Origin of the sequence: Streptomyces sp. 378 (assembly GCF_030124145.1) — a bacterium.
GTDB lineage: Bacteria > Actinomycetota > Actinomycetes > Streptomycetales > Streptomycetaceae > Streptomyces.
Genome location: NZ_JASKMS010000022.1, coordinates 62,988 through 81,339 on the forward strand (window position 1 = coordinate 62,988; position 18,352 = coordinate 81,339).

The following is an 18,352-nucleotide window of genomic DNA, read 5'->3' on the forward strand; positions in this document are numbered from 1 at the left end:
CCCGTGCCCAGTGGAAGGTCAGGGAAGTCGTGGCGGAATCCACCCAGGGGAGTTGTGCGTCAGAGGAGGCCGCTGTGGGGCGTACGCAGGTGACATACCCGGGTGGGGCCGGTGACACCGTGGCCACCGCGCTCCCCGCGGCACGTGCGACGCACGAGGGAGTCCCGCGCCGCCAGGCCGCACGCGAATCCGCCGCCCGCACCTACGCCCGTGCCCTGCCGATCGTGCCGGTGCGGGCCCGAGGGCTGACCATCGAGGGCGCGGACGGCCGCCGCTATCTGGACTGCCTCTCCGGTGCCGGCACACTCGCCCTCGGACACAACCACCCGGTCGTTCTGGAGGCCATCCGCAAGGTCCTCGACTCCGGCGCACCCCTGAGCGCTGTCGCCCTGGCGACACCCGTCAAAGACGCCTTCCTCGCCGAACTGTTCCGCACTCTGCCGCCGGGACTCGCCGACCGGGCGCGCGTACGGTTCTGCGGACCGGCCGACAGCGAAGCCGTCGAAACCGCCTTCGCGTTGGTCCGCGCGGCGACCGGGCGAAGCGGTCTCCTGGCCTTCACGGGCGCCGGTCGGGGAAGGACCATCGGGGCTGTCGAGGCCGCGTCCGTGCACACCCGTGACGCGTGGGCCACCGGCCTGCCCTATCCGCAGGACTACCGATGCCCCTTCGGTGTAGGAGGAGAGCACGGTGCCGAGCTCGCCGCTCGTTGGACCGAATCCCTCCTCGGCGCCCCCGGGACCGCGGTGCCGTTGCCCGGCGGGATGATCGTCGAGCCCGTCGAGTACGAGGGCGGCGTGATCCCCGCACCCGGCGCCTGGCTGCGGCGCATGCGACAGATCACCGCCGACCGGTCCATCCCTCTGATCGCCGACGAGATCCAGACGGGGGTGGGCCGGACCGGCGCCTTCTGGGCGGTGGAGCACAGCGGCGTGACCCCCGACGTGATGGTCCTCTCCAAAGCCATCGGCGGCAGCCTGCCGCTGTCCGTCGTCGTCTACCGCGACGACCTCCACACCGGGAAACCGGGCACCCCCGAGGACGCCTACCAGGGCAATCAACTCGCCATGGCCGCCGGCACGGCGACCCTCGCCCATGTCCGCCAGAACGCCCTCGCCGGACGGGCGGCAACCCTGGGGGCGCGCATGCTGGGCCAACTCCAGAACCTCGTGACCGAGTTCGCGTGCGTGGGGGACGTGCGGGGGAGGGGGCTGATGATCGGGCTTGAGCTGGTGGATCCGGAGCGGCAGCCCGAGGGGCCGTGCGCGGACGCGGGCGCAGAGGCAGGCGCGGGGGCGTCGGTGATGCCGGGCAGCGGACCCCTGGCCTTCCCCGCGGCTCCCGGATTCGCCGCCGCGGTCCAGCAGGAGTGCCTGCGGCGCGGCCTCATCGTAGGACTCGGGGGCCGTCACGCGAGCGTCGTGCAACTGCTGCCTCCCCTGACCATCACCGATGAACAAGCGACCGCTGTAGTGGACCGTCTGGCCGACGCGGTCCGTGCGGTCGCCCGCTGTCGCGGGGATGGCACGGCAGCCGCACCGTCAACACGGTGAGCCTCTCCGGCGTGACAACGCAGGCCCGCCAGGACCTTCCCCGCCAACACTCCCCTACGCCCAGGCCAGGCCGCCTGCCCACCGGCGTCCGCTGCCTGTGAGGCACCCAGGTGCCTGGGCGTCACGGGCCCGCACCTCACCTCCTTCGCACCCCCGTCCGCCGGGTGAAGCCCCTCGGCTCGCACCTCCCAACCGCTTCGTCCGACCCCCACGAGGACCTGCCTTGAACGTCACCCCCCACCCCGACGACCACGCGCCGACGCCGGGACAAGGCTCCCCCGGCACCCGGAACCCGGGGTCGCCACCGCACCCGGGTGTCCCTCGTCAGCGACCGGCTGCGCGACCGGCCGGGGGGCCGCGTACAGGCCAGGGCAACGACCCTCTGGAACACGCCGATCCGCACACCGTCGCCCAGGCCGCCGGCGTGGAGAACCTGCTCCGCTGCTGGACGCGTGAGACCGACCAGCCCGCCCCGGTGGACGGCGTCCTCCACATCCCCCTTCCCGCCAGCGGCACCGCCCTCCTCGCCCCGGTCCGCTACTGGTCCCCGACGGGCTGGCACCGCTTCGGCCCTGCCCGTCTCGCGGGTGCTCCCGCGTACGCCCCACCGGCCGACGCCGTCACGATCGCTGCGCTGCTCGCCAGGGAGACCTCCGCAGGCGGCTCTCCCACCAGCCGCACCCCCGGCCCCGGTTCCGGCCCAGGACCCGGACCCGGACCCGGACGCACGGACACCCCCAGTTCCCCCGGCGCCGACGGCCGTCACGGCGCGGAACTGGTCGCGGATGTCGCCGACTCGCTGCGACGTGTCGCCCGCTTCGTCACCGACCGCCAGGAACGCTCGGCCGACAGCCTCGACCTCTTCCTCTCCGCGGAACAGGCACTCGTCCTCGGGCACCCCCTGCACCCCGCCCCGAAGAGCCGCGAGGGCCTCTCCGACGCTGAAGCACTGCTGTACTCGCCCGAGTCACGCGGGTCCTTCCCGCTGCACTGGATGACTGTCGCACCCTCCGTCCTCGCCACCGACTCCTCCTGGACCGAACGCGGCCGCCCGGTCGACGCACCCCGGCTCACCGCCCGCCTGACCGGGACCGGACCGGCACTGCCGGACGGGTATGCCCTGTTGCCCCTGCACCCCTGGCAGGCCCACGAGATCCGGCACCGCCCGGAGGCCGCTGCCCTGCTCGACAGCGGACTGCTCCATGACCTCGGCACCCATGGCACTCCCTGGCACCCCACCTCCTCCGTACGCACTGTCTACCGCGCCCATGCACCTGCGATGCTCAAGCTCTCACTGGGCCTGCGCATCACCAACTCCCGCCGCGAAAACCTCCGTAAGGAGCTCTATCGCGGAGTCGAGGTCCACCGCCTGCTCCGCGGCGGCCTCGCCCGGCAGTGGCGGGCCGCGCACCCGGGCTTCGACATCGTCAGGGACCCGGCGTGGCTCGCCGTCGACACCGAGGGCGGGGACCCGGTGCCCGGACTGGACGTGGTGATCCGCCACAACCCGTTCAGCCCTTCGGACGATGTCTCCTGCGTCGCCGGACTCGTCTCGCCGCACCCACGCTCTCCGGCGCCGCCGGAGGGCGCACCGGGGCGCCCAGCTCGGCACGGTCCGACCTCGCGGTCCCGGCTGGCCGAGGTGGTCACGTCTCTCGCCCGCCGCACCGGCCGACCCCGCGGCGCCGTCGCCGCCGAGTGGTTCCTGCGCTACCTCGAGCACGTCGTACGCCCCGTCCTGTGGCTGGACGGTGAGGCCGGCATCGCCCTGGAAGCGCATCAGCAGAACACCCTGCTCCTGCTGGACGAGGACGGCTGGCCCACAGGCGGCCGATATCGAGACAACCAGGGGTACTACTTCCGCGAGTCCCGGCGTGCGGATCTCGATGCCCGGCTGCCCGGAATCGGGGAGCGGAGCGATACGTTCGTCGGCGACGAGGTCACCGACGAGCGACTCGTGTACTACCTGGCGGTCAACAACGTGTTCGGCCTGATCGGAGCGTTCGGCTCCCAGGGGCTGGCCGATGAGCGGCTGCTGCTCGCCGCCTTCCGGCGCTTCCTCCAAAACGTGGCCTCCGGTCCGGCCCGGTTGCGCGCCTCGCTGCCCGCGCGGCTGCTCGACTCACCCGTCCTGCGCTGCAAGGCCAACCTGCTGACCCGGCTGCACGGCCTCGACGAACTCGTCGGCCCGGTCGACACCCAGTCCGTCTACGTCACCATCGCCAACCCCCTGCACTGCTGATCCCTCTGATCGTCCCCTGCGCCCACGACTGACCTCCTTCATCTCTGAGGACATGCCCCCCTGTTCCGAGAGGAGCGTTCGGTGCCTCCTGCCGACCCGATCACCGAGAGCGGACCCGCCGTCCCCCGCACGGCCGACGTAACCCACGGCGTCGGCGTCGGCGCCGAGCCACATGCCGCCTCCGACGCCAGGCCGAGCGCCGCATACGAGGCTGAGTCAGGTGCCTGGACCGGTGTCGGTGCGGAGTCCGGCGCATACGCCCGAATCGGCACAGGCGCTTGCCCAGGTGGCCTCACCGCCGCCGGCGGCTTCGGTCGCGTCGACTCCCGCGGCGGAACCCACGCGGATCCCAGTGAGCCCGAGGCGGATGGGCACGGCGAGGACACCATGGATCTGAGGCTCCCCGACGAACTCACCGCTCTCGCCGCGAAAGACCCGCTCGACGGCCACACGGCTACGAGGCGGGACCAGAGCACGACGCAGCGGGTGCCTCGGTCGGACTCTGGTGGCGCGGTCGATACCGGGGGCCTCGGTCGGAATCCGGCAATTCCGTCGGTGCCCGCCGTCTCCACCGCCGCGACCCGTGACCCGTGCCGACCCTCCTTCGTCCCGCGGCACGAGGATCTCCTCGATGGTGTCGCCGACTGGGGCCCGGTCGACACACCAGCGGGCGTGTTCCACCTCGTCCCCGCACGCCTAGAGCGCGACCTCCCGCTCATCAGCCGCTGGATGAACGACCCCGCGGCCGCGGCCTTCTGGGAGCTGTCCGGACCGCGGTCCGTGACCGAGGGCCATCTGTGCGCCCAGCTCGCCGGTGACGGGCGCAGCGTGCCGTGCATCGGTGTGCTGGACGGAGCCCCGATGAGCTACTGGGAGATCTACCGGGCGGATCTGGACCCGCTGGCCCGTCACTACCCCGCCCGGCCTCACGACACGGGAGTCCACCTCCTGGTCGGCCCCATCGCCGACCGCGGACGCGGTCTCGGTGGTCTGCTGCTGCGGACCGTGGCCGATCTCGTTCTCGCGCGGCGGCCCTTCTGCGCACGCCTCATCGCCGAACCCGACATTCGCAACACCCCCTCCATCGCCGCTTTCCTGACCGCCGGCTTCCGGTTCTCCGCCGAGGTCGACCTGCCTGCAAAGCGGGTCGGCCTCATGGTGCGAGACCGGTCTCTCCGGCACGTGTTGTAGCGCTTTGTCACTGCGCCGTCACTGATCGAACGCGGGCCGTGCCTCCGCAGTTCCCACCCGCGACCCGGAATTCCGGCAGCTCCGTCACGGCCTCGCTCAGGCAGCAGCAGTCCGGCCCCCACCACCCCACCCGCCGAGGAGCCCAGCTCTTGATCCCGTCCCCCGCCCTCGCCTTGATCGCCCGTTTGTCAGTGCAGGGTCGTAGGGTGGTCGGGCTATGACGAAGCCCTCACTCCCCGAACTCCTGCACGCTGCCGTCACTGCCGTCGGCGGTACGGAGCGCCCCGGTCAGGTGGCCATGGCCGAAGCCGTCGAGGAAGCGATCGACGACAGCTCCCACCTGCTGGTCCAGGCCGGCACCGGTACCGGCAAGTCGCTGGGTTACCTGGTGCCCGCGCTCGCGCACGGGGAGCGAGTGGTCGTCGCGACCGCCACTCTGGCCCTGCAGCGCCAGCTGGTGGAGCGCGACCTGCCGAGAACGGTCGAGTCGCTGCACCCGCTGCTGCGCCGCCGCCCCGAGTTCGCGATGCTGAAGGGCCGGTCGAACTACCTCTGCCTGCACCGGCTGCACGAGGGTGTCCCGCAGGACGAGGAAGAGGGTCTGTTCGACCAGTTCGAGGCCGCCGCACCCACCAGCAAGCTGGGCCAGGACCTACTGCGGGTGCGCGACTGGGCCGACGAGACCGAGACCGGCGACCGTGACGACCTCACGCCCGGCATCTCGGACCGTGCCTGGGCCCAGGTGTCGGTGTCGTCGAGGGAATGTCTGGGCGCATCGAAGTGCGCGTACGGCGCCGAGTGCTTCGCCGAGATGGCCCGCGAGCGGGCCAAGCTCGCCGAGGTCGTGGTCACCAACCACGCGTTGCTCGCCATCGACGCCATCGAGGGCGCCCCGGTTCTCCCGCAGCACGAGGTGCTGATCGTCGACGAGGCGCACGAACTGGTCTCCCGGGTCACCGGAGTCGCCACGGGCGAACTCACCCCCGGCCAGGTCAACCGCGCGGTGCGCCGAGCCGCGAAACTCGTCAACGAGAAGGCCGCGGACCAGCTCCAGACCGCCGCCGAGGGTTTCGAGCGATTGATGGAGCTGGCGCTGCCGGGCCGCCTCGAAGAGATCCCGGAGGATCTCGGGTACGCCCTCATGGCGCTGCGTGACGCGTGCCGCACCGTCATCTCCGCGATCGGAACGACCCGCGACAAGTCCGTCCAGGACGAGGACGCCGTCCGCAAGCAGGCCCTCGCCTCCGTGGAGAACGTCCACGACGTGGCGGAGCGCATCACGAACGGCTCCGAGTGGGACGTGGTCTGGTACGAGCGCCACGACCGCTTCGGTGCCTCCCTGCGCGTCGCCCCCATGTCCGTCTCCGGGCTGTTGCGGGAGAAGCTCTTCGCGGACCGTTCCGTGATCCTGACGTCCGCGACACTGAAGCTGGGTGGCGACTTCAACGGAGTGGGCGCCTCCCTGGGGCTTGCCCCCGAGGGCACCGAGGGCGACGACGTACCGAAGTGGAAGGGCATCGACGTCGGCTCACCCTTCGACTACCGCAAGCAGGGCATCCTCTATGTCGCCAAGCACCTGGCCCGCCCGGCGCGGGACGGCGACCGCGCCGACATGCTGGACGAGCTCACAGAACTGATCCAGGCGGCGGGCGGCCGCACCCTCGGCCTGTTCTCATCGATGCGGGGCGCCCAGCTGGCCGCCGAGGAGCTGCGTTCCCGGATCCCCGAGTTCCCGATCCTCCTCCAGGGCGAGGAGACGCTGGGCGAACTCATCAAGAACTTCTCCGCCGACCCGAAGACCTGTCTCTTCGGCACCCTGTCGCTCTGGCAGGGCGTGGATGTCCCGGGGCCCAGCTGCCAGCTGGTCGTCATGGACAAGATCCCGTTCCCGCGCCCGGACGACCCGCTGATGAGCGCCCGGCAGAAGGCCGTCGAGGACGCGGGCGGCAATGGCTTCATGGCGGTCGCCGCCACGCACGCCGCGCTCCTCATGGCTCAGGGCGCCGGCCGCCTCGTGAGGGCGTCGGGTGACCGCGGTGTGGTCGCCGTACTGGACCAGCGTCTCGCGACGGCCCGGTACGGCAGCTATCTGAAGGCGTCACTGCCCGACTTCTGGTTCACCACGGACCGCAACCAGGTGCGCAAGTCGCTGGCGGCGATCGACGCGGTCGCCGGGCAGGCGGAAGACGGGTGAGGTGCGCGGTCGCCCGGCAGGCGGAAGACGGATGAAGGTGCGGGGGAGGCTTGCGGAGCGGGAGCCAGACGCCGCCCCCTTGCCTGCCTCGCCACCTCGGTTGACGCGTCCGGCACTCGCCTCCAGACAGCGCAGGGCCCCGGAACCGGCGCAGGGGTTCCGGGGCCCGGTCTGAGGGCGGCCTCGCGGGCCGGCCTGACGCGGCGCGCGCTGTCAGACGCGCCGCAGGACGGCCACCACCTTGCCGAGGATGGTCGCGTCGTCGCCGGGGATGGGCTCGTAGGCCGCGTTGTGCGGCAGGAGCCAGACGTGCCCGTCCTCGCGCTTGAAGCGCTTGACGGTGGCTTCGCCGTCGAGCATCGCGGCCACGATGTCGCCGTTCTCGGCGACCGGCTGGCGGCGCACCGTGACCCAGTCGCCGTCGCAGATGGCGGCCTCGATCATCGAGTCACCGACGACCTTCAGGACGAACAGCTCACCGTCGCCCACGAGCTGGCGGGGGAGGGGGAAGACGTCCTCGACGGACTCCTCGGCGAGGATCGGGCCGCCGGCGGCGATCCGGCCGACCAGCGGCACGTACGACGCGGCCGGCTTGCCCGCGGTGTCTGTGGGCTGCACTGACGCCGCCTGGTCGGACCCGCGCACCTCGTAGGCGCGAGGGCGGTGCGGGTCACGGCGCAGGAAGCCCTTGCGCTCCAAGGCCATCAGCTGATGTGCGACGGAGGAGGTGCTGGAGAGGCCGACGGCCTGACCGATCTCCCGCATCGACGGCGGGTAGCCGCGTCGCTGCACGGAGTCCCTGATGACCTCGATCACGCGGCGCTGGCGATCGGTGAGTCCCGAGCTGTCCGCCCGGATGCCGGGAGGTCGGCCCGGCAGGGAGCGCTTGTGCCCCTCAGGGTTCGTGGCTTCGTTCATCGCATGCACCGGCTCCAGTCGGCCCTGGGAGCGGTCCTGGGCAGTAATGGCGGCACTGTCTGCGGTGGTGGTCACGTCGGCCCCTCTCGATGGTCTCCCTGCTGGACAACGGTAGTTGCTTTCGAAAGGTTGCGCCAAACACACGTTCGAGTGAAAAATCGCGAATCATCGGACGCGATCATGTGTCTGGGTGTATTGGCGGCCGCGCCACCTGGCGGGCAAATGGGCCCATTGCTGTACTCTTCACCGCCGGGGTGATCGCTCGTGGACTGGTGCCCCAGTCTGCCATCCGCCATTCCCTCGGCCCGGGACCAGCCCCCATCTGTGCGGGAGTCCCACGTCCCCTCCTCGCGGCGCCCACGGTATCTCCGCATGTGCCGGGGCGATACGGCTGTGCCGAAACGGACAACGGCGGTATCCCCGGGGGAGCCGCTCGCGGCGGTGTCTGCGCGGGTGTGCGGGACCCGTGCGGCGCGGCCTGCCGTACGCCACCTGCCCCTACGCGTGCGACACGCGCTAACGGCCTGGATGTATGAGCCAATCCCCACATCTAGTGGTTGGATTGCATCAGCAGCCCAGAAGTTGTGGTCCCCCGGGTCTTGAGGCCCATGGTCATCGCCTATGCTGGGGGCTGCTTCGTGGGGCGCAAGAGGCCCGGCGAGGCTATTGAGTCCGCTGTGAGGAGGGTTGGGAGTTCATGCACTGCCCCTTCTGCAGGCACCCCGACAGCCGTGTCGTCGACAGCCGTACGACCGACGACGGCACGTCGATCCGCAGGCGCCGCCAGTGCCCCGACTGCTCCCGTCGTTTCACGACCGTGGAGACGTGCTCGCTCATGGTGGTGAAGCGGTCCGGAGTCACCGAGCCCTTCAGCCGTACGAAGATCATCAATGGGGTGCGCAAGGCGTGCCAGGGGCGGCCCGTCACCGAGGACGCGCTGGCTCAGCTCGGCCAGCGGGTCGAGGAGGCGGTGCGGGCCACCGGAAGCGCCGAGCTGACCACCCACGACGTGGGGCTGGCCATACTCGGCCCGTTGCAGGAGCTCGATCTCGTCGCCTACCTGCGGTTCGCCTCGGTCTATCGGGCCTTCGACTCGCTCGACGACTTCGAGGCGGCCATCGAGGAGCTCAGGGCCCAGACGGGACAACCCGACGCCGATGACGGCGGCCGTGAGGACGAGGCTGCGCGGAGCCAGGAAGACGAACGCGGGCGCGCAGGGGCGGACCACGTCCCCGAGCCCGCAGGCGCCGCCGACTGACAGGCGGCCGGATCCGGAAGGCAGCTCCGGACCGGCCGGACGGCGGCGATGTGGAGACCCGTTGCGGGCGACGTGAGTGGGTGCCCGCAACACCAGACAGAACACCGTGCCACGGGAACAACGGGGCACTTCAGGGCGTTTTCGCCCGTACCAGGGAGGCGGCATGACAGAGACGGCGAGCGGTCCGGCACGGAGTTCCCGCGCCAAGAGCGCCAAGGCGAGCAAGGGCCTGCGTATCGAGCGCATCCACACCACGCCTGGGGTTCACCCCTACGACGAGGTGGCCTGGGAGCGCCGTGACGTCGTCATGACCAACTGGCGCGACGGCTCGGTCAATTTCGAGCAGCGTGGCGTCGAGTTCCCCGACTTCTGGTCGGTGAACGCGGTCAACATCGTCACCAGCAAGTACTTCCGCGGTGCCGTCGGCACCCCGCAGCGCGAGGTGAGCCTCAAGCAGCTCATCGACCGCATCGTGAAGACGTACCGGAAGGCCGGTGAGGACTACAAGTACTTCGCCTCGCCCGCCGACGCCGAGATCTTCGAGCACGAGCTCGCGTACGCCCTCCTGCACCAGATCTTCAGCTTCAACAGCCCTGTCTGGTTCAACGTCGGCACGCCCCAGCCGCAGCAGGTCTCCGCCTGCTTCATCCTGTCCGTCGACGACTCCATGGAGTCGATCCTCGACTGGTACAAGGAAGAGGGCATGATCTTCAAGGGCGGCTCCGGCGCCGGCCTGAACCTCTCCCGGATCCGCTCCTCCAAGGAGCTGCTGTCCTCCGGCGGCAACGCCTCGGGTCCCGTCTCCTTCATGCGCGGTGCCGACGCCTCCGCGGGAACGATCAAGTCGGGTGGCGCCACCCGCCGCGCGGCCAAGATGGTCATCCTCGACGTCGACCACCCCGACATCGAGGACTTCATCGAGACCAAGGTGAAGGAAGAGGAGAAGATCCGCGCCCTACGTGACGCGGGCTTCGACATGGACCTGGGCGGCGACGACATCACGTCCGTCCAGTACCAGAACGCCAACAACTCGGTCCGTGTGAACGACACGTTCATGAAGGCCGTCGAGCAGGGCGGCACGTTCGGCCTGACGTCCCGCATGACCGGTGAGGTCATCGAAGAGGTCGACGCCAAGTCGCTGTTCCGCAAGATGGCCGAGGCCGCCTGGGCGTGTGCCGATCCCGGCATCCAGTACGACGACACCATCAACCACTGGCACACCTGCCCGGAGTCCGGCCGTATCAACGGCTCGAACCCCTGCAGCGAGTACATGCACCTGGACAACACGTCCTGCAACCTCGCCTCGCTGAACCTGATGAAGTTCCTGAAGGACGACGGCAAGGGCAACCAGTCCTTCGAGGTCGAGCGCTTCGCCAAGGTCGTCGAGCTCGTCATCACCGCGATGGACATCTCCATCTGCTTCGCCGACTTCCCGACCCAGAAGATCGGCGAGAACACGCGCGCGTTCCGCCAGCTCGGCATCGGTTACGCCAACCTCGGCGCCCTGTTGATGGCGACCGGCCACGCCTACGACTCCGACGGCGGCCGTGCGCTCGCCGGCGCCATCACCTCCCTGATGACCGGCACGTCGTACCGGCGCTCCGCCGAACTCGCCGCGGTCGTCGGCCCGTACGACGGCTACGCCCGCAACGCGCAGCCCCACCTGCGGGTCATGAAGCAGCACTCCGACGCCAACACCGAGGCGGTCCGCATGGACGACCTCGACACGCCGATCTGGGCCGCCGCCACGGAGGCCTGGCAGGACGTGCTGCGCCTCGGCGAGAAGAACGGTTTCCGTAACTCGCAGGCGTCTGTCATCGCCCCGACCGGCACCATCGGTCTGGCGATGTCCTGCGACACCACCGGCCTGGAGCCCGACCTCGCCCTGGTCAAGTTCAAGAAGCTGGTCGGCGGCGGCTCGATGCAGATCGTCAACGGCACCGTCCCGCAGGCCCTGCGCCGCCTGGGCTACCAGGAGGAGCAGATCGAGGCGATCGTCGCCCACATCGCCGAGCACGGCAATGTCATCGACGCCCCCGGCCTCAAGCACGAGCACTACGAGGTGTTCGACTGCGCCATGGGCGAGCGTTCCATCTCCGCGATGGGCCACGTCCGCATGATGGCCGCGATCCAGCCGTGGATTTCGGGCGCCCTCTCCAAGACGGTCAACCTGCCGGAGTCGGCGACCGTCGAGGACGTCGAGGAGGTCTACTTCGAGGCCTGGAAGATGGGCGTCAAGGCGCTCGCCATCTACCGCGACAACTGCAAGGTCGGCCAGCCCCTCTCCGCGAAGACCAAGGAGAAGGAGAAGGCCGAGGTCACGGAGAAGGCCGAGGCCACCATCCGTGAGACGGTCGAGAAGGTCGTCGAGTACCGCCCCGTCCGCAAGCGCCTTCCGAAGGGACGTCCCGGCATCACCACGTCCTTCACCGTCGGCGGCGCCGAGGGCTACATGACCGCCAACTCCTACCCGGACGACGGTCTCGGCGAGGTCTTCCTGAAGATGTCCAAGCAGGGCTCGACCCTCGCGGGCATGATGGACGCCTTCTCCATCGCGGTCTCCGTCGGCCTCCAGTACGGCGTGCCGCTGGAGACGTACGTCTCGAAGTTCACCAACATGCGCTTCGAGCCGGCCGGCATGACGGACGACCCGGACGTGCGGATGGCGCAGTCGATCGTCGACTACATCTTCCGCCGCCTGGCGCTGGACTTCCTGCCCTTCGAGACGCGCTCCGCGCTCGGCATCCACTCCGCCGAGGAGCGTCAGCGTCACCTCGAGACCGGTTCCTACGAGCCGTCCGAGGACGAGGTCGACGTCGAGGGCCTGGCGCAGTCCGCGCCGCGCGCCCAAGAGCTGAAGGCCGTCGCCACGCCGAAGGCCGAAGTCGAGGCCGCCAAGCAGGCCCCGCAGCAGGCCCACACGAGCGCCGAGCTGGTCGAGATGCAGCTCGGCATCCAGGCCGACGCCCCGCTGTGCTTCTCCTGCGGTACGAAGATGCAGCGCGCCGGTTCCTGCTACATCTGCGAGGGTTGCGGCTCGACCAGCGGTTGCAGCTGACCCCGAGCGCCTGAGCCGATGACGGAGGGGCACCGCCTGCGGGCGGTGCCCCTCTCGTCGTACCTGCCTCGCCGGTGGCTGGTCAGGGGTGCTGTGCGGCGCCCATCGTCCTGGTGAAGTCCACGGGGTCGCCCTCGAATCCGCGGAGGCCGGGGCGCATGACCCAGGGGCCGGATCCGTCTCGCACGAACTCCGCGACCGCCGCGGCCGTGGCCCCGAGGACACCGCCGAAGTCGTCCTCCGCCAGCACGGTGTACCCCTCACGGATACGCAGCCCGGGATTGCGCACACTGACGAAGGTGCGCTCCGCCGGGCCCTGTTGTATGACGACACCGACCACCACGCGCGCGTACCGGAGGTCGAGCCGGTCGAGTTCCAGGGTCATGACTTCGTCGTAGCCGAAGCCCTGGCCGTCCTTGCTGTCCCGGTTGAGCGTGATGGTGCCGTCGGGGGAGCGGCTGTCGAAGTGCACCACGTACGCGGGGTCGCCGTGCGGATCGTCCACCGCATAGGTCGCCGCGACGAGGTCCAGGTCGGTGGACGGCTGCCCCGCCGGGCTGGGATCCCACCGCACCGCGATCTCGACCTTGCGAAGCCCCTTGTTGAGCCCGTCCACCCAAGTCCCCTTCCCCGTACCGAGCCGTCCGTCGGCCTCAACTGCCGGGCCGTCATGACTGTTTGTCCATCCTGCCACGCGCAGCGGTGCGCGCGTGGGGGAGTGGTCCAGCCGAGAGTGACCGACGCCACGCTCCAGGGCCTTACCATGGCGCGGTGCTGGTCAAGTGGATTCGCTGCACCGTGGTGGACCGCCGTGGTTTCGAGCGGGGGCAGCGAAAGTGGGCGGGGCTTCTGGGGGAGCCGGGGTTTCGCGGGCAGGGGGGTGGCTGGAGCCGGAGGCGGCCGGAGGTGGCGCACCTCTTCGCCTTCTGGGAGAGCCGCGCCTTCTACGACTCCTTCATGGCGCGGTCCCACGACCGGCTCGCGTCGGCCCAGGCGGGCACGTTCAAGGACGCGCAGGTCAGACTCTTCGACTACCGCTTCGACGTGAAGACCGGCTTCGAGCCGCGCTTCACGGACGCCGACCTGCTGCGCGTGGCGCTGTGCCGCATCCACGAGGAGCGGGCAGAGCACTTCGTGCTGATGCAGGAGAAGGTCTGGAATCCGGCGATGGCCGGTTCGCCCGGTATGGTGCGCGGGCTGTTCGGCGAGGCACCCGGGAACGAGTTCCTGGTGCTGTCGATGTGGCGGTCGGCCGCCGAACACGGCAAGTACCGCACCGAACGCGTGGAACGGCTCGCCCTGAGAGCCCAGACGGAGGCGGATGTGGCGGCGATCACCGGGGACGTGGTGGACATGGAATCGAGCTGGACGGTCTGATCCCGCGTGGCGGCAGCGTGTCCCCCGGACGCCCTGGATCCGGAGGTCATAACTCCGGGTGGCTGCGGAGAGAGTGGTTACGATCGGACAAGCGTGCGACGCGCTGTGACCTGTGGTGCAGGAATCGTGTGACCTACGCCGTATGGGCGCGGTGGGAGTCCTCGACAGGGCCTCGCCCGATCTAGGGTCTTGGCATGGCACGACCACGGCGCATCGTCCTTGTCCGGCACGGCGAGTCAACGGGCAATGTTGATGACTCCGTCTACGAGCGGGAACCCGACCACGCCCTGGCGCTGACCGAGCGCGGCCGGCGGCAGGCGGAGGCGACCGGCGAGCACCTGCGCGAGCTGTTCGGCGACGAGCAGGTCAGCGTGTACGTATCCCCGTACCGCCGCACGCACGAGACTCTGCGCGCGTTCCACCTCGACCCCGGACTCATACGGGTGCGCGAGGAGCCCAGACTGCGCGAGCAGGACTGGGGCAACTGGCAGGACCGGGACGAGGTCCGCCTCCAGAAGGCCTACCGGGACGCCTACGGCCACTTCTTCTACCGCTTCGTCCAGGGCGAGTCCGGTGCAGACGTCTACGACCGGGTCGGCGGCTTCCTGGAGAGCCTGTTCCGCAGCTTCGAGGACCCCGACCACCCGCCGAACGTCCTCATCGTCACCCACGGACTGGCCATGCGGCTGTTCTGCATGCGGTGGTTCCACTGGACGGTCGCGGAGTTCGAGTCGCTGTCGAACCCGGGGAACGGCGAGGTGCGGATGCTCGTTCTGGGGGACGACGGCAAGTACACGCTTGACCGGCCTTTCGACCGCTGGCGAGATCCCGAGCCGTACGGGATCACCGGATAGAGTGGCAGGGCGATGACCGCTGACTCCTCCCCCGACGTGCGCCTGGAGCGCGCCCTGGCCTCCCTGCGCGGACTGTCCGTCGGGGACGCCCTGGGCTCCCAGTACTTCGTGCCGGTGAACTATCCGCTGCTGAAGCGCCGCGAGGTGCCCTCCGGGCCGTGGCAGTGGACGGACGACACGGAGATGGCCGGCTCGGTCGTCGCCGTCCTGGCCGTCCACCACCGCATCGACCAGGACGCCCTGGCCCACTCCTTCGCCGAGCACCACGACTTCGACCGGGGGTACGGCCCCGCGGTCAATCGCATGCTGCGGCTCGTCCGGGAGGGCGGCGACTGGCGGGAACTCGCCGCCGCGCTCTTCAACGGCCAGGGGTCCTGGGGCAACGGCGCGGCGATGCGGATCGCCCCGCTGGGCGCCTGGTACGCGGACGACCCCGAGCAGGCCACCCACCAGGCGGAGATCTCGGCCTACACCACCCACCAGCACCGCGAGGCCGTCGTCGGGGCCATGGCCGTCGCCGCGGCCGCCGCGTTCGCCGCCGCGCCCGACGGACCGCCCGGCGCCGAAGCCCTCCTCGACGGGGTCATCGACCTGGTGCCGAAGAGCGCCGTGGGTGCGGGCTTGCGCCGTGCCCGTGACATGCTCGACTACGGCGACCCGGGCACGGTCGCGGCGGTACTGGGGTGCGGACGGCGTACGACCGCCCACGACACCGTGCCCTTCGCCCTGTGGTCGGCAGCCCGAAGCCTCGGCGACTACGAGCAGGCGTTCTGGACGACCGCCCAGGTCGGCGGGGACGTCGACACCACCTGCGCCATCGTCGGCGGCGTGATCGCGTCGGGGAAGGCGGGGGCACCGCCCGCCGAGTGGATGGAGCGGACGGAACCCCTCCCGGACTGGGTGCCCGCCTCCGCCTGACGGCCGGGACGTTCGCCCCGCTGGAAACTCTCCGTACACCTCGGGAACTCTCCGTGACCGGCCGCTCGTTGTCCCGACATCCGCTGTGCGAGCCGCCAGGCCCGGCACAGGCCGGAGGTCCGTGTCGGCGTGCTGAGGGGGGTGGTCATGGAGGTTCTGCCGGCTGTTTTCATCCGCTGGTGGGGCGCTGTCGCACAGCGCGGGGGCCGCATGCGGACGGCCGGAGCGCTGCCCGAGTCGTCCGTCCCCGGTGCGCGCCCCGTCCGGCGTCCGTCCGTCGCGAACCGGCCCGACGACCGCGGACGGGCCGCTGGGGCCGCTGCCACACCCGCCGCCGAGCCGGTTCGCGGTGCTCTTGTGTCAGCCGAGCCCCGGTCCGGCCGAGCCGGAGAGTGCTTCCAGATCGCTCTTGCGGACTCGGATCACCCACCAGGCCGTGGCCAGGGCGAGCACGGCCATCGCGGCAGCCGGGATGAACGCCGTCGAGATGCCCTGGGCCAGCACCTCGTGCCCCCAGGGCGCGGGCAGTTGCTGCGTCTTGGCGAACTCCGCCTTCTGCGCCGCGGACCCCTCGGCCATGAACCGCGGAAGCTGCTTCTCCGCCTCGTCCTTGGACGCCGTGCCGAAGACGGTCGTCAGGATGGACAGACCCAGCGCTCCACCCACCTGCTGTGTCGTATTGAGCAACCCGGACGCCGCGCCCGCCTCGTGCGGTGCGACCCCCGAGACGGCGGTGAGGGTCAGCGTCACGAAGTTCAGCCCCATGCCGAAGCCGAACACCAGCATCGGGCCGAGGATCCCTCCGACGTACGAACTGTCGGAGCTGATGAGCGCCTGCCAGGCCAGCCCGATCATCGCGAGCGCGGAGCCCACGAGCATGAAGGGCTTGGGGCCCAGCACCGGCAGGAACCGCTGCGACAGGCCCGCGCCGAGTGCGATCACGACCGTGACCGGAAGGAAGGCGAGTCCCGCTTCGATCGGGCTGTAGCCGAGCACGTTCTGCACGAACAGGACGATGTAGAAGAACATGCCGAACATCGCCGCGGCCAGGCTCAACATGATCACGTACGTGCCCGAGCGATTGCGGTCGGCGAACAACCGCAGCGGGGTGATCGGCTCCTTGGCCCGGGACTCGATGAGCGCGAACGCCAGCAGCAGCACCACCGCGGCGACGAAGGACCCGATGGTGAGGCTGTCCCGCCACCCCTCGTCAGCCGCGCGGATGAAGCCGTAGACCAGGGACGCCATGCCTGCGGTCGAGGTCACCGCACCCGCGATGTCGAAGCGGCCGGTGTGCCGTTCGGACTCGCTGATGTAGAGCGGAGTGAGCACGGCTATCAGCACGCCGATCGGCACGTTCACGAAGAGCACCCAGCGCCAGTCGAGCCACTCCGTGAGCATGCCGCCGGCGAGCAGGCCGATGGCACCACCGCCCGCGGAGACCGTGGCGAAGACGCCGAAGGCCCGGTTGCGTTCCGGGCCCTCGGGGAACGTGGTGGTGATGAGCGCCAGCGAGGTGGGCGAGGCGATCGCACCTCCCACGCCCTGCAGAACCCGGGCGGCCAGCAACTGCCAGGGCTCCTGGGCGAGCCCGCCGAGCAGCGAGGCGAAGGTGAACAGCAGGATGCCGGTCATGAAGACCCGGCGCCGTCCGAGGATGTCACCGGCGCGGCCGCCGAGGAGCAGCAGGCCGCCGAAGGTGAGTGTGTAGGAGCTGACGACCCAGGTGAGGTCGGTGGTGCTGAACGCGAGCGCGTCTTGAATGTGCGGGAGTGCGATGTTCACAATCGTCGCGTCGAGCACCACCATGAGCTGACAGGCCGCGATGACGGTGAGCGCGATGCCGGGGCGTCCCTCCCGGCGTGCCGCGCCTGGCTTCCGATCTTGGAGCAATGGAGAGGTTGTCACGATGAGTCCCCCACGAGTGTGTTAGTGAACGCTGGCGTTCACTGCCGCGTCAACGGTAGTGAGTCCGCGACAGGGAACGCAAGCGTTCACTTACGGCGCCGTCGTTCGGCACGTCCCCCTGTGTGGCCGTCCGGCGCGCTTCCACCCCCGCAATGCCCGCTTGCTCTGCTCGTTGGAGAGAGTCAGATGGTTACCCGCAGCTGGGCGGATGCTCCCGCTCAGACGGCCGCCCGCCGACGCGGCGCGGTACTCGAACGCGCGATCCTCGAGGCCGCGCTCGAGCAACTCAGCACGGTCGGCTGGAGCGGCCTGACGATGGAGGGTGTCGCCGCCGGTGCCCAGACCGGCAAGGCGGCGGTCTACCGGCGCTGGCCGTCCAAGGAGGATCTGGTCGCCGACGCCCTGCGTGCCGGGCTGCCGCGGTTCGACGCGGCCCCGGACGAAGGAGGAGTGCGGGAGGACCTGTTGGCGCTGTGTCTGCGGGCGCGTGACGCCATGTTCTCGCGCCCGGGTTCGGCGCTTCGCTCAGTGATTCACGAATGCGACACGGCGCAGGCCGAACGCTTCCACGGTGTGATCTTCGAGGGAGTCGTGGAGCCCGCCATGAAGATGCTCCGGGAGGTTGTCGAGCGCGGGATCAAGCGAGGCGAGGTGCGTCCCGAGGCTGCGAACGGCTATGTCTTCGACGCCGTACCGGCGATGATGATGTACCGCTCCAAGATGTGCGGCTGTGAATGGGAGGATCATGAAGTCGAGGAAATGATCGACCAGTTGATGGTTCCGCTGTTGCGGGCCGACGGCGCCTGACGCTCAGGCCGGGGGTGTCGGGCCCTTCGTCGGGCGGGCGCTCGGCGGGGGCCTGCGAGGGGCGCGACGCCGCC

General features: G+C 70.2%; 13 protein-coding genes. 10 read left to right on the forward strand and 3 right to left on the reverse strand.

The genetic code is table 11. The features are described from left to right. The first annotated feature begins 74 nt into the window (after positions 1 to 74). The 4 genes from QNO09_RS26765 to QNO09_RS26780 all read left to right on the forward strand — a co-directional run bounded on the left by QNO09_RS26765 (position 75) and on the right by QNO09_RS26780 (position 7,180). Positions 75 to 1,553, forward strand: coding sequence for an aminotransferase class III-fold pyridoxal phosphate-dependent enzyme (locus QNO09_RS26765; protein WP_502962350.1), 1,479 nt, complete (start codon positions 75 to 77; stop codon positions 1,551 to 1,553). A gap of 223 nt (positions 1,554 to 1,776) precedes the next feature. Beyond that, a complete protein-coding gene (locus QNO09_RS26770; protein WP_349636988.1) occupies positions 1,777 to 3,795 on the forward strand; it encodes an IucA/IucC family protein in 2,019 nt (672 codons plus the stop codon). A gap of 387 nt (positions 3,796 to 4,182) precedes the next feature. After that, positions 4,183 to 4,986 carry a GNAT family N-acetyltransferase gene (locus tag QNO09_RS26775; RefSeq protein ID WP_283972808.1) on the forward strand — a complete coding sequence of 268 codons (804 nt, stop codon included), beginning with the start codon at positions 4,183 to 4,185 and terminating at the stop codon, positions 4,984 to 4,986. A gap of 217 nt (positions 4,987 to 5,203) precedes the next feature. After that, a complete protein-coding gene (locus QNO09_RS26780; protein WP_283972809.1) occupies positions 5,204 to 7,180 on the forward strand; it encodes an ATP-dependent DNA helicase in 1,977 nt (658 codons plus the stop codon). Positions 7,181 to 7,393: 213 nt separating this feature from the next. Here QNO09_RS26780 and lexA read toward each other — a convergent pair whose 3' ends face one another. Continuing rightward, positions 7,394 to 8,173, reverse strand: a complete 780-nt coding sequence (gene lexA / locus QNO09_RS26785) for a transcriptional repressor LexA (protein WP_030845416.1) — start codon at positions 8,171 to 8,173, stop codon at positions 7,394 to 7,396. Positions 8,174 to 8,795: 622 nt separating this feature from the next. Here lexA and nrdR point away from each other — a divergent pair. Beyond that, the gene (gene nrdR / locus QNO09_RS26790; protein WP_283972810.1) at positions 8,796 to 9,356 is read left to right on the forward strand and encodes a transcriptional regulator NrdR; all 561 of its coding nucleotides are present in this window, start codon (positions 8,796 to 8,798) and stop codon (positions 9,354 to 9,356) included. A 163-nt stretch (positions 9,357 to 9,519) separates the two neighbouring features. After that, complete coding sequence (locus QNO09_RS26795) at positions 9,520 to 12,414, forward strand: vitamin B12-dependent ribonucleotide reductase (RefSeq protein ID WP_283972811.1); 2,895 nt, start codon at positions 9,520 to 9,522, stop codon at positions 12,412 to 12,414. Between the two features lie 82 nt (positions 12,415 to 12,496). Here the strand turns inward: QNO09_RS26795 and QNO09_RS26800 are convergent, their stop codons facing one another. Continuing rightward, on the reverse strand, positions 12,497 to 13,030 hold the full coding sequence (locus tag QNO09_RS26800) for a TerD family protein (protein ID WP_283972812.1): 534 nt from the start codon (positions 13,028 to 13,030) through the stop codon (positions 12,497 to 12,499). A 155-nt stretch (positions 13,031 to 13,185) separates the two neighbouring features. Here QNO09_RS26800 and QNO09_RS26805 point away from each other — a divergent pair, with 155 nt between their 5' ends. From QNO09_RS26805 to QNO09_RS26815, 3 genes are all read left to right on the forward strand, one after another. Next, the gene (locus QNO09_RS26805; protein ID WP_283972813.1) at positions 13,186 to 13,791 is read left to right on the forward strand and encodes a YdbC family protein; all 606 of its coding nucleotides are present in this window, start codon (positions 13,186 to 13,188) and stop codon (positions 13,789 to 13,791) included. A 194-nt stretch (positions 13,792 to 13,985) separates the two neighbouring features. Beyond that, positions 13,986 to 14,645, forward strand: coding sequence for a histidine phosphatase family protein (locus tag QNO09_RS26810; protein WP_283972814.1), 660 nt, complete (start codon positions 13,986 to 13,988; stop codon positions 14,643 to 14,645). Between the two features lie 12 nt (positions 14,646 to 14,657). Next, positions 14,658 to 15,563 carry an ADP-ribosylglycohydrolase family protein gene (locus QNO09_RS26815; protein ID WP_283972815.1) on the forward strand — a complete coding sequence of 302 codons (906 nt, stop codon included), beginning with the start codon at positions 14,658 to 14,660 and terminating at the stop codon, positions 15,561 to 15,563. Between the two features lie 360 nt (positions 15,564 to 15,923). Here the strand turns inward: QNO09_RS26815 and QNO09_RS26820 are convergent, their stop codons facing one another. Continuing rightward, complete coding sequence (locus tag QNO09_RS26820; RefSeq protein WP_283972816.1) at positions 15,924 to 17,471, reverse strand: MFS transporter; 1,548 nt, start codon at positions 17,469 to 17,471, stop codon at positions 15,924 to 15,926. Between the two features lie 186 nt (positions 17,472 to 17,657). Here QNO09_RS26820 and QNO09_RS26825 point away from each other — a divergent pair, with 186 nt between their 5' ends. Then, a complete protein-coding gene (locus QNO09_RS26825) occupies positions 17,658 to 18,278 on the forward strand; it encodes a TetR/AcrR family transcriptional regulator (protein ID WP_283972817.1) in 621 nt (206 codons plus the stop codon). Positions 18,279 to 18,352: the final 74 nt, after the last annotated feature.

Bases quoted from the DNA above. Each gene is read 5' to 3' on its own strand.
- QNO09_RS26775 (WP_283972808.1), top strand. From the start codon at position 4,183: ATGGATCTGAGGCTCCCCGACGAACTCACCGCTCTCGCCGCGAAAGAC.
- QNO09_RS26780 (WP_283972809.1), top strand. From the start codon at position 5,204: ATGACGAAGCCCTCACTCCCCGAACTCCTGCACGCTGCCGTCACTGCC.
- nrdR (WP_283972810.1), top strand. From the start codon at position 8,796: ATGCACTGCCCCTTCTGCAGGCACCCCGACAGCCGTGTCGTCGACAGC.
- QNO09_RS26795 (WP_283972811.1), top strand. From the start codon at position 9,520: ATGACAGAGACGGCGAGCGGTCCGGCACGGAGTTCCCGCGCCAAGAGC.
- QNO09_RS26810 (WP_283972814.1), top strand. From the start codon at position 13,986: ATGGCACGACCACGGCGCATCGTCCTTGTCCGGCACGGCGAGTCAACG.
- QNO09_RS26815 (WP_283972815.1), top strand. From the start codon at position 14,658: ATGACCGCTGACTCCTCCCCCGACGTGCGCCTGGAGCGCGCCCTGGCC.
- QNO09_RS26825 (WP_283972817.1), top strand. From the start codon at position 17,658: ATGGTTACCCGCAGCTGGGCGGATGCTCCCGCTCAGACGGCCGCCCGC.